The organism is Marinobacter sp. M3C, from assembly GCF_023311895.1.
In the GTDB taxonomy this organism is placed as follows: Bacteria; Pseudomonadota; Gammaproteobacteria; order Pseudomonadales; family Oleiphilaceae; genus Marinobacter.
Window position 1 is genome coordinate 3,501,697 of sequence record NZ_CP092284.1, and the last position, 12,164, is coordinate 3,513,860.

Consider the following 12,164-nt stretch of genomic DNA (forward strand, 5'->3'; position numbering starts at 1 on the left):
CGCTGATCCTTACGCCACTCATAACACTACCCAGGAGAGCACAATGACAACGATAACCCGCGTCGCGGTTCAGGATATCCGCTTCCCCACATCGCGCACGCTAGATGGCTCGGATGCCATGAACGCCGCTCCGGATTACTCAGCTACTTACGTCATACTACATACCGATGACGGCAGCCACGAAGGTCACGGTTTAACGTTTACGATTGGCCGCGGTAACGAGATCGTGGTCACTGCGGTACAGTCGCTGGCACCGCTGATTGAGGGGCGTTCGCTGGCGTCTATTACCGACAATATGGGCAAGTTTTGGCGGGAGATCACCGGTGACAGCCAGCTACGTTGGATTGGCCCCGATAAAGGCGCGATTCATTTAGCCTCCGCCGCCATCGTCAACGCCGTGTGGGATATGTGGGCAAAGCGTGAAGGCAAGCCGGTGTGGAAACTGCTGGTAGATATGACGCCGGAGCAGTTGGTGCGGTGTCTCGATTTCCGTTTTGTCACCGATGCACTAACGCCGGAAGAAGCGATATGCTTGCTACGCCGTCAGTCAACCAGCAAAGCAGCCCGCGAAGCCGAAATGCATCGCGATGGCTACCCCGGCTACACCACCTCATCGGGTTGGTTGGGCTACAGTGACGACAAGGTGCGCCGTTTGGCCCGCGAAGCGCTGGCGGAAGGCTGGACCCACTTCAAGCAGAAGATTGGCGGCGATATCGAAGAGGATGCCCGGCGTGCGGCGCTGCTGCGCGAAGAAATTGGCTGGGATAACGTGCTGATGATGGACGCCAATCAGGTGTGGGGGGTCGACGAGACGGTCACCAAAATGCGCCGCCTGGCTGAATTTGACCCGCTCTGGATTGAAGAACCCACTAGCCCTGACGACATTCTCGGCCACGCCGAGATTCGCCACCGCGTCGCGCCTATCGGGGTCGCCACCGGCGAACATTGCCACAACAAAGTGATGTTCAAGCAGTTCTTCCAGGCCGACGCCATTGATTACTGCCAACTCGACGCTGCACGCCTGGGTGGGCTCAACGAAGTTATCCTGGTGGTGCTGATGGCCGCCAAGTTCGGCGTACCGGTATGCCCTCATGGTGGGGGCGTCGGGCTATGCGAGTACACCCAGCACATCTCGCTGTTCGACTATATTGCGGTATCCGGCAGCCTTGATGGTCGGGTGTTGGAGTATGTCGATCACCTTCATGAGCACTTTATCGACCCGGTTGTGGTACGCCGTGGCCGCTACCAGGTGCCTGACGCGCCGGGCTACAGTATTGCCATGCATGCTGAATCCCAAGCGCAACACCGCTTCCCCGAGGGGGCAGCTTGGCAGGAAGAGCTTTAATGACGGGACACAACACCGGTACCTTTCTCGATAATTTACAAAGCCTGCTCGGCGAGCGCGGCCTAATACGTGAGCCAGCCGCCATGGCGCGCTATGTCAGCGATTGGGCGGGCGATACGCTAGGCATGCCGCTGGCCGTGGCACGCCCAGCGAATACGGCGGAAGTCGCCGAAGTAGTCACGCGCTGCTATGCGCAAGGTATTGCTATGTCGCCACAAGGCGGCCACAGCGGCTTGGTGGCTGGGGCGCTTCCCGCAGCGAGCGGCCAGGAACTGGTGATCAGTCTGGAACGCCTAAACCGTGTACGTGAAATTGATCCGATCAACTTCACCATTACGGTAGACGCTGGCTGCATCCTCGAAAACGTCAAATTGCTCGCAGCGGAACATGACTGTGACTTTCCGCTCTCGCTGGGAGCTCAGGGGAGTTGTCAGATTGGTGGCAATATCGCCACCAATGCGGGCGGGCTTAACGTGCTGCGCTACGGCATGATGCGCGAACTGGTACTGGGACTTGAAGTGGTACTACCCGATGGGCGAATTTGGGATGGCCTTAACGCCCTGCATAAGGACAACCGCGGCTACAACCTTCAACAGCTGCTTCTGGGCAGTGAAGGTACTTTAGGAATCGTTACTGGCGCGGTGCTTAAGCTCTCGCCACGCTCTACCCAGAACCGCACCGCGCTGCTTGGTCTACCCTCGGTGCAGGCGGTGATCGACCTGTATGGCTTGGCGCGTCGCGACTGCTGCGATTTACTGACCGCTTTTGAGCTGATTCCACGCCGCTGCATTGAACTTGCTATAGAAGTGACGCCCGAACTACGCGATCCTTTGGAGCACGCTTATCCCTGGTATGTATTGATGGAAGTCGCGGTCACGGGGCCGGTAGATCTAGGCACGATGCTGGAACAGCTGCTGGAAACCGGCATGGAGCGTGGGCTGGTACTTGACGGTGCGCTGGCGTCTAGCGACACCCAGTCTGCCCAGCTGTGGCAATTCCGCGAGAGCATGTTGGAAGGCCAGCGACGTCGCGGCGAGCATTTGCGTACCGATATCTCAGTGCCTATCTCAGCGATTCCGGACTTCGTCACCCACGCGAGTGAGGTCGTGATGGCCGCCTCCTCCGAGTGCGAAATCATTGCCTACGGGCATGTAGGCGACGGCAACCTACACTTCAATATCTTGCCGCCCAGCGCAATGGCTAACATTGATAAAAAACCCCATCTGCACGACCTAGAAGAGCGGCTTTTTGAAGTACTCGACGACTTCCATGGCAGCATCAGCGCCGAACACGGCATTGGCCGCACCAAGCAAGCGCCTTACTTGGCGCGGTTATCGCCCATCGAACGGGAGCTGATCAGCGGCGTTAAAGCACTCTTCGACCCCAAGGGGCTGATGAACCCAGGGCGCATATTGCCTACCGCTGAATAGATGCTCAGCCATTATTTTTTAAACGATCCGCCAGTACGCGCAAGACATTCGCATAAAGCAGGGTATCGGTGCCGACGCCAACGAATGTGCAGCCCGCTGCCAGATAGCCGCAGGCAGCCTGCTCATTCACCGTCACGATCCCCACTGCGTTTCCTGCGGCACGTATCTTGGTGATGGCGTCATTAATCGCCGCTTCCACATCGGTAAGTTAACGGGCACAAAGGCTGGCGACAGGCTTTTACCTGTTTTTTTTACACTCGCCGAAGCAGATTGACGTTGAGGTCATTACCCAGAGCAATGCGGGAAACAAACGCTCCAGGGCTTTGGCTTTCAGCCACCAGCTGAGCTTTGAATCTTGGATTCATAGAATAAGTGCAGCACTTTGGATTAACAGGTAGAGGTAGGAGGGCCGTTGCCGGTACCCTCATTCGCTTTACCGACCAAAGTGAAGAGAATCATGGGATACCGACAACTGACCCAGGCACAACGATACCAGATTTCGGCCTTCTTGAGAGTAGGCTGGAGCCAGCGGAAAATAGCTCGGGAGATCAACGGCCACAGCTCGACCATCAGTCGGGAACTGCATCGCAATCGAAGTCTGACTGCATACGAGCCGATGGAAGCCAGTCGTTTGTCCAGACGTCGGCGCAAAGCAGCTCGCAAATCTCATAAACGAGCGCCCTCATTGATAGATTGGGTGGCCAAGCAGATTCAGAGTGAATGGAGTCCTGGTCAGATAGCCGGTTTTATGAGGCGAGTTGGCAGTGTCCAAGTCAGCCAACAGTGGATTTACAACCTGATTTACCGGGACAAAATAGCCGGTGGCGACCTCTGGAGGTATTGTCGCTTGCCTTACCAGAGACGTTATCAGCGCCATCTTGCCAAGCGAGCGGGGTTAGGCAAGATCTCGGATCGCGTAGGCATTGAGTGCCGCCCTAAAGCCGTCGATGATCGTCTGCATATAGGCCACTGGGAAGGAGATACAATCCTTCACGGGCATAAGAATTCAGGCGCGGTTACTCTGGTTGAAAGACGGTCCGGCTACCTGCTCGCAGACTGTGTGCCGAAGCTGAAAGCCAACTTAGTTACAGAGGTCATCATCCGTGAGTTAAGGCCGATCAGAGGGGCCGTACAGACGCTGACACTGGACAACGGTTCTGAATTTTCGGACCACCAAACATTTAGCAAAGCGCTGTCGCTGACGTCGTATTTTTGTGACCCTTACCGGTCCAGTCAGCGTGGCTCCAACGAGAATACGAATGGCCTATTGAGGCAATACTTTCCGAAAGGCACCGACTTCGCCAAGGTATCCAGAAAGGCAATCAGGCAAGCGGTGAACAGACTGAATAACCGACCACGAAAACGGCTGGGTTATCGCACACCGGCAGACGTTTTCTGGGGCGAATACTCAGGGGGCTTGGATACGCAGATACGAGCGGTGCTGCACTTAATACTTGAATCCAGGATTCTAGGGTGTATTGACGACGTTTTCGGTACGGGCGGGTTACGCTTACGTTGTTCATGACAAGTGCCCACTAAGAAATAAGTGGTGACCAAATTTAGTTGACCACTACACTGGGCTCAAGATGGGATTGGTGGAGCGCTTACTTAGCAACTATTAACTGACTGGAGTGTTGCCAGTTGTCGGCCACGCGATATGCATGGGCTCACCCATGACCCCGAATAAGGCGCTCATTCACTCAAACATATTATCTTCACTCCAGACTCTAATCGCTAAATTGATCTCTTGGAAGGATTGTTCACCCCCTAAATATGGGGGCGTCCAGATCGTCAATGTCCCGTTAAGAAGCCGCTTGGGTTTGATGTTACGCGATTTTGACTGGGAGCGAGCGCATAACCACCAATGTGCTGTTCCATCAATGCCAAGCCATGAGAACACCCGTGATTCCGGTACCTATATAACCCACTTTCGTTTATTACTGCCATCTCACTGCTTATCAACACGTTGAATATAAAGCTGGAGCGAAAACGTCTCTACGCCAGCTTTATATACCGCTAACTCACTGTAGCGTAATTAGCTTTCGCGCTTGCCATTGACGAGTCGGTTTAACTTCAGCGGGTTACTTTCCTTAATCGCTTCAGGGCGCAAAGTATCAGGCAGATCTTGGTAGCACACTGGACGAAGGAACCGGAAAATAGCTGCCGTGCCCACAGAGGTGCTTCGGCTATCAGAGGTCGCCGGATAAGGGCCGCCATGGACCATGGCATGCCCAACCTCCACGCCAGTAGGCCAACCATTGACCAAAATGCGACCAGCCTTGCGCTCCAGCGTCGGCAATAGCTTGCGTGCCGCATCAATGTCAGCATCGTCCATCTGCAGCGTCGCGGTGAGCTGGCCCTCTAGATGCTCGGCAATACGTGTTACTTCATCGTCGTCGCGGCACTCGATAATCAGCGAGGTAGCGCCGAATACCTCCTCCTGAAGTTCTTCCTCGTTAAGAAAATCGTCTGCGCTGGTGAGGAACAGGCCAGCCTGGCACTGGTTCGGGCCTTCGCCCACCCGACCACGCGCCACTTCGCGCACTTTATTGTTGGCAGAAAGGCGGCTAACTCCTTGCTGATAGGCTTCATGAATGCCCTGTGTCAACATGGTCTGGGTAGCGCTTTCCTTAAGAGCCTCACCAGCAACTTGAACAAAATCATCCAAAGTAGCACTTTTTTTAGCGATTACTAGGCCGGGACTAGTGCAGAACTGGCCGGCACCCATATTCAGTGATGCGACAAACGCTTTTGCAATCTCATCCCCACGTGATTCAAGGGCCTGTTGAAGCGCGAATACAGGGTTGATACTACTCATTTCAGCGTAGACAGGTATCGGCTCGCGGCGTTGCTGCGCGATCTTCATTAACGCGGTACCACCACTGCGTGAGCCGGTAAAACCGACTGCTTTGATGCGCTCATCTGCAACTAGGGCAGCGCCCACTTCGCGGCCCGAACCGAACATCAACGAGAACACGCCTTCGGGTAGATCACATGCCTTGACGGCTTTCTGAATGGCTCGCCCGACCAGCTCGGATGTGCCGGGGTGGGCGGAGTGCGCCTTAACGATGACCGGACAACCCGCTGCCAGCGCAGAAGCAGTATCGCCGCCGGCCACGGAAAACGCCAATGGGAAATTGCTCGCGCCAAATACCGCTACTGGGCCCAGTGCAATATGGCGCTGGCGCAGGTCGGCACGGGGCATGGGCTTACGTTCGGGCATCGCCAGGTCGATGCGTACATCCAGCCATTCCCCGGCCCGCACCACAGAAGCAAATAAGCGTAGCTGGCCGCAAGTACGTCCACGCTCGCCCTCAAGGCGTGCTTTCGGCAATCCGCTCTCAGCCACCGCTCTTTCAATCAAAGCTGGTCCGATTGCTTCAATCTCATCAGCGATTGTTTCGAGGAAAACTGCGCGCGTTTCGAGGCTCGTCTCGCGATAGCGGTCGAAGGCTTCCCAGGAGAGCTGGCAAGCTTTTTTCACCTCTTCGGCGCTACCTCCAGCGTAAGCTGGTTCAAGTGTTTCCCCCGTCATCGGATTGCTTGCAAAAATGGTGGCACTTTGCCCTAAAATGGCCTGCTGACCTATAAGAAGTTTACCTTGTAGTTCACTCACGTTCGTTTCTCCTCAGTGTTGAAAATAGACTTCAAAACGACTCAACAACCATTTCTCTAGCTGTTGCATAATTCGAAATATTGTTCAATGGACAGAAAAAGGTATCACGCACTGTTCGCATTTCATCACCATTAGAAATCCTGGCTCTACCAGCAAAGCCCAGCATGACACAGAAAACGAAGTGTATATGCCTAACAAGGTAAACCTAAGTATTGAATGTCTACACTATACTTTTCAATATTATTCACCTTTTTTAATAAGCCAGATATAGCTGGCGTTAGGCCATTTTTAAACAGTAATTTGATGGCGCTCCAACAGGTGCTTATAAAGCTCACGAATGCCGTATTTCCAAGGTGGAAGCTGATCGCTGAGACCTACGCTATTTATCAATGCGCCGAGGCTCGATGTATGGATGGTTACACGGTCGCCTATGTGGTGAGTAAAGCCTTGGTCCGCACCATCGCGATCTTGGATAGGTGAAAACATTGTGCCAAGAAATAGCATAAAGCCATCGGGGTATTGGTGATGGGCTCCGCATGTTTGCTGCACCAGATCTAAGGGGTCACGACTGATTTCGCGCATATCGCTAGATCCTTCCAGGACGAAGTTATCATCAGTGCCTTCGATACGTAAAAAGACCTGGGCCTGGCGCACGCTATCCAAATCGAAGCTCTTATCGAAGAGTCGGATAAACGGACCAATGGCACAAGAGGCATTGTTATCCTTAGCTTTTCCCAACAACAAGGCACTACGCCCTTCAATATCGCGTAGATTCACGTCGTTTCCAAGCGTCGCTCCGCGCGGGATGCCTCCGGCATCTACCGCAAGAACTATTTCGGGTTCAGGATTGTTCCATTTCGACGAAGAGTGCAAGCCAACGCGGCTGCCGAACCCTACCGAAGAAAGTGGCTGGGCCTTGGAAAATACCTCTGCATCAACTCCAATACCTACTTCCATATACTGGGACCAGGCACCACGTTCCTGTAGTTCAGCCTTAAGTGCCAACGCCTCTTTGGAACCGGGCTGTATACGAGATAAGTCACCACCAATGAGAGATTGTATTTCTTCACGAAGCGCGTTGGCGCGAGTGATATCGCCGCCAGCCTGTTCTTCTATAACGCGCTCCAACAAACTAACGGCAAAGGTTACGCCGCAGGCCTTTACGGCCTGAACATCACACGGCGCTAATAAATAGGGTGAGCGCCTGGGTTCAGCCAAGGAATTTTCGAATAGTGACTCTATCGAGCCTAGTGACTCGCCTTTGGCCTCATTTATCAGCTTAGCGGCTTCGGGATGGTCGATCAGGTCAGCCATAGTTAAAAAGTAGGATGAAATATCAACGACTACGCCTTGTTTTAGCGCAACGATAGCTGGGCCATTATGTGGCGCGTCACGCCATACCCGGCCAACAAGTAGTGCATTCTGATAGTCTTCAGGTAAGTAAAAAGAAGGTAAGATAGCCTGCATGTAATATCTCTTTATATAGAGGCGCTTTGGATCAGCGCACCTCATATCAGATGGTTGACGGGTTAAGAAGTTAACCCTCCATACGGCCCTTGATGGACGAGTCATCGATAGCTTTTTTCAGCTCTGCTACAACATCGTTGGGAAGCGGAATACCCTGATCGAGATACTCCTTACGCCGGCCAAGACCGGCTTGACCAGGCATGCGCACGGGATTCTGAGAGTCGATCGGTGACGAGTTAAGACATGATTTAACTAAATAATCTGTCTCGTCGAGAAATGCGCTTTTCCCCGCAAAAAGTTCCGGATCGATCACTATCACCGTCACGGAAGCCCCCCAGCCACTAGGTTCGTCTTTCCGCCCAAAGCCGCCTAAGGCCGAAGTCAGAGCTTCAACCATCAAGCCCATGGCAAAACCTTTGTGACCAAACTCAATGCCTCCGAGCGGCAGGATGCTACCTTTTGGATCGCTAAAAAAATCTGCTGGATCGGCGCTAGCAAGTCCAGTGTTTGTCAGAATAACTGGGTGCGCCAACATCGTACTCTCTGCATGAGCTTTAGCGACACTACCATTGGTGACTGTCGACATGCTGACATCCATCATGATGGGCTGGACGCGACTGGGGATGCCCATTGCAATTGGATTAGGTGTGTAGACTGGGGATTTACCACCAAACGGAGCAACCGATTTAACTGCCGGATCCGAGGTCATAATGATCGGCATCAAGCCTTGCTCGACAAAAGTTTGTAAGTACGCCGCCAAACAGGCGATATGATGGGAGCGCTTTATACTGACGATACCAATGCCAGATTTGCGGGCCGCAGTAGCACTGCGCTCCAGCGCTTTCTGTACCAAATAGGGGCCGAGTATGTAATGGCCGTCGACGAGGGTCGCGACAGAGCTGACCTCCTTCGACGTTAGGGCGTTGTGATCGCCACTTGCGTGTCCCGACTTCAGGTCTTGCAAGTAACCATTGGCAAGCTTTACGCCATGCGTATGGTGGCCGAGCAGATCCCCCTCAATCAGAATTTTGCTGGTAATTTCACTAACTTCACGCGAGGCGCCAGCTTCTATGAAAAGGGTAACCAGTACATCTTCTAACCAAGCAGTTGTATAGCGTTTCATGAAATCCTCAGCGCTTTTTGACGGTGATTGTTCTTGAGTTTTTTATAGACCATGGTTAACAATGGAGAGATCCATAGCAAAATAACGAGCGCGCCTAGACCAGCACTGATCGGGCGAGAGAAGAAACTTAGCATATCGCCATTAGTTTTGAGCATTGAGCTCATGAAGCTGTTCTCCAGCGTCGTCCCCAGAACCAGGCCAAGAATCGCTGGTGCCATGGGGAACTCACATCTGGCGAGTATAGATGCGAGAAATCCAATGATAAGCATTATCCAGACATCGGTAAGCGAATTATTAATTGAAAACGCTCCGACAAGACAGAAGCATAGTATGATCGGCATAAGAATCTTGCGAGGCGCTAATATGAATACTTTGGCGAATTTTATCGCCGCAAACCCAATCGGCAACATAACTAAATTTGCTATAAAAAACACTATAAATAGGGCATAGATTAACCCAGTACCATCCATGAATATGGTTGGTCCAGGATTCATTCCTTTCATATAGAGTACACCGATAACAATGGCTGTGATCGAGTCGCCGGGAATACCGAATACTAACGCTGGAACCCAGGCACCGCTGATGCCAGAGTTATTTGCAGAACTGGCATCGACAATACCTTCAAGATGACCGGTACCATACGCCTGTTTCTCTTTAGAGCGGCTCTTGCCAACCGCATAGGAGATCCAAGCAGCAATATCTGCACCAGCACCTGGAAGAGCTCCGATCAGCGTTCCTATAGAGCTACCGCGTACCATATTGGGCCAATATTCTTTTATATGCTTCGGTGCAAGGCTGAAAACGCTGTCTTTGGATAAAGACGGCAATCGTTTTCCTTCATCGCTCGAACCATAGAACAACATTAATTCGTTGAGCGCGAACATACCGATCATTACCGGAATGAAATTGACTCCCCCCATTAAGTCTGGAATTCCGAAAGTGAAGCGGGGAGCTCCACTCATCATATCTAGACCAACCGTAGAGAGCAGTAAACCAATCATTAAAGAAAGGAAGGCTTTAACCCTTGAGCCAATGGCGATGAAAATTGAACAACTCAACCCAAGCAGCGCCAGCCAGAAATATTCAAAAGAACTAAATTGGAGTGCCACCTCGGCTAACGAAGGGGCAACAAAGACCAATATTACCGTTCCGAATAAACCGCCGAACACCGAACAGATCAAGTTCATGCCCAGCGTTTCTCTCGCTCGGCCTTTGCAGGCTAATAAGTGTGAATCGCTGACATAAGCAGCCGAAGAGGGCGTTCCAGGAATGTTTAAATAGGTGGCTGGAATATCTCCAGCAAAAATGGCCATAGCCGATGTTGTAACTATTGCGGCGATGGCTGGGACGGGGTCCATATAGAAGGTGATCGGAACCAACAATGCAACTGCCATTGTAGCGGTTAGTCCAGGAACAGCCCCCACGAATACACCAAATAAGGCTGCCGCAAGGATGACCAACAATGTTTCTACATTGAGGACGAGCTGTAGCCCTAATAGAAATACTTCCATAATTTAACCCCAAAAATTTAGTAGCCCTGTAGGAAGGGGGATCAGCAAGTATCGCGCGAATAAAAAATAGATAATTAATGATGCGATGAGGGATACGCATAATGCTAAGGGCAAGGAAGTTCTTCTAACCAGCATTAGCACGAACATTATGACCCCCAGACAAAGGGCTGCGCCGAGAAATTCGCTGGCGAATATATAAAATATAATTAGCCCACAAGGAAGAAGCGACACAAGAATAGAGCGGAAGTCCAACGCTGTTCTTATACTGGCACCTGCGCCTAGCAGCTGACTTTTTAGTGTAAGTAACTGCGTTACTGAAATCACCAAGCCCCCTATAAGAAACCCTCCCCCGATAAGGGAGGGGAACAGAGACGGACCATATTGAAGGCTAGCCATCGTAGGGTACTGGCTAGCGACAGTAACGACGACTGCGCCTAGCAGCATAAAGGTTAGGCCCAAAAATAAATCTCTCATTGCTTGCCCTTATTGACTCAACCCAACGTTCTTGATGATATCTCCATACACAGCATCCATTTCGATCATCAATTTGCTAAAGCCTTCAGCATTACGCCACTCCGTCCCAAAGCCTTGTTTGGCCATGAAGTCCTGATAGGTATCACTGTTGTAGGCAGATTCAAGAGCTTTCTCGATAGTCGAAACGATCTTTTTATCCATACCTTTAGGGCCAACGATGCCTCGCCATTCACCTACTAGATAATCACTTCCAATCGATTCATTGATAGTCGGTACATCGGGAAAGCTGTTAATACGCTCTGGTGCCATGACACCTAGGCTTTTGGCACGTCCTGCTTCGATCATTGAGCGTGCTTCCGGAACAGAGCTTGGAACAATATCGATGCCTCCGGCAGCGAGCTCCATCATAGCCGGCGCTGCGCCTTGGCTAGGAATAAATGTGACACGGTTGGCTTCAAGTCCTTGATCCATTAAAAAGCCGGCAAAAGCTAAATGCCATACTCCACCTTGCCCCGTTCCAGAGGCTGTAAAGGTACCCTTGGGTTGCTCAGAAATGGTATCAACAAGATCTTGAAGCGAATCGTACGGAGCATCCGCAGCTACCTGAACCCCTGCATAATCAAAGTTGATCTGACCGATCGGAGTAAAATCCTTATACGTTAGATCGGTAAGGCCTAGCCAGTGCATCATATTGAGCTCGCCGGTTGCCAAACCTAAGGTGTAGCCATCCGGTTTTGCAGTTGCCATAGCACTATGACCGACAACACCACTGCCACCCGGACGGTTAACAACATTGACATTTTGACCTAGCTGTTCTTCTAGAGCGGCGGCAATGGTACGAGCAGTAGCATCTGTGCCACCACCAGCTGACCATGGAACAATGATCGTAATCGGCTTTTCGGGGTAGGCGGCGAGCAGTGAGCTGGAAGCAGTTAGCAGTAACAGTGCAGCAATGCTTTTGATTGATTTTTTCTTGTGTGTAGTCTTCATGTGAGCCTCGATTTAGTATTTTTGTATGTGGCGAGTTGAATCTAGCATTAACGACTACTGCATTCAATAGTCATATTTCATCCTGAAGTGGTTGAATGGATGTGACCAGCCCAGTTAAGGAATAATACCTGAACCTGGAGAACCTACATGACCACAAGAAAGCTGTACTCAAAAGAATTCCTGATTACTCATATTGATCAGCCACCAT

9 protein-coding genes are annotated in these 12,164 nt (G+C 51.7%); 3 read left to right on the forward strand and 6 right to left on the reverse strand.

Annotation, left to right across the window (positions count from 1 at the left end):
* Positions 1-43: 43 nt before the first annotated feature.
* Positions 44-1,345: an L-fuconate dehydratase gene (locus MIH18_RS16375; RefSeq protein ID WP_249012918.1), complete on the forward strand. Its 1,302-nt coding sequence runs from the start codon at positions 44-46 to the stop codon at positions 1,343-1,345.
* Entirely contained in the window at positions 1,345-2,775 is a 1,431-nt protein-coding gene (locus MIH18_RS16380; RefSeq protein WP_249012919.1) for an FAD-binding oxidoreductase, read from the forward strand. Before MIH18_RS16375 ends, MIH18_RS16380 begins: the two co-directional genes overlap by 1 nt.
* A 4-nt stretch (positions 2,776-2,779) precedes the next feature.
* Here MIH18_RS16380 and MIH18_RS16385 read toward each other — a convergent pair whose 3' ends face one another.
* Entirely contained in the window at positions 2,780-2,974 is a 195-nt protein-coding gene (locus MIH18_RS16385) for a hypothetical protein (RefSeq protein WP_249012920.1), read from the reverse strand.
* Positions 2,975-3,232: 258 nt separating this feature from the next.
* Between MIH18_RS16385 and MIH18_RS16390 the strand changes: the two genes are divergently transcribed.
* A complete protein-coding gene (locus tag MIH18_RS16390; protein WP_249012921.1) occupies positions 3,233-4,300 on the forward strand; it encodes an IS30 family transposase in 1,068 nt (355 codons plus the stop codon).
* 510 nt (positions 4,301-4,810) lie between these two features.
* Here the strand turns inward: MIH18_RS16390 and MIH18_RS16395 are convergent.
* The 5 genes from MIH18_RS16395 to MIH18_RS16415 form a co-directional block, all read right to left on the reverse strand.
* The gene (locus MIH18_RS16395) at positions 4,811-6,364 is read right to left on the reverse strand and encodes an aldehyde dehydrogenase (NADP(+)) (RefSeq protein ID WP_249014639.1); all 1,554 of its coding nucleotides are present in this window, start codon (positions 6,362-6,364) and stop codon (positions 4,811-4,813) included.
* A gap of 315 nt (positions 6,365-6,679) precedes the next feature.
* On the reverse strand, positions 6,680-7,858 hold the full coding sequence (locus MIH18_RS16400; protein WP_249012922.1) for a fumarylacetoacetate hydrolase family protein: 1,179 nt from the start codon (positions 7,856-7,858) through the stop codon (positions 6,680-6,682).
* A 70-nt stretch (positions 7,859-7,928) separates the two neighbouring features.
* Positions 7,929-8,981 (reverse strand): Ldh family oxidoreductase, encoded by a 1,053-nt coding sequence (locus tag MIH18_RS16405; RefSeq protein WP_249012923.1) that lies wholly within the window; start codon positions 8,979-8,981, stop codon positions 7,929-7,931.
* A complete protein-coding gene (locus tag MIH18_RS16410) occupies positions 8,978-10,492 on the reverse strand; it encodes a tripartite tricarboxylate transporter permease (protein WP_249012924.1) in 1,515 nt (504 codons plus the stop codon). The genes MIH18_RS16405 and MIH18_RS16410 overlap by 4 nt, the downstream gene beginning before the upstream one ends.
* Before the next feature lie 483 nt (positions 10,493-10,975).
* Positions 10,976-11,956, reverse strand: coding sequence for a tripartite tricarboxylate transporter substrate binding protein (locus tag MIH18_RS16415; RefSeq protein WP_249012925.1), 981 nt, complete (start codon positions 11,954-11,956; stop codon positions 10,976-10,978).
* Positions 11,957-12,164: the final 208 nt, after the last annotated feature.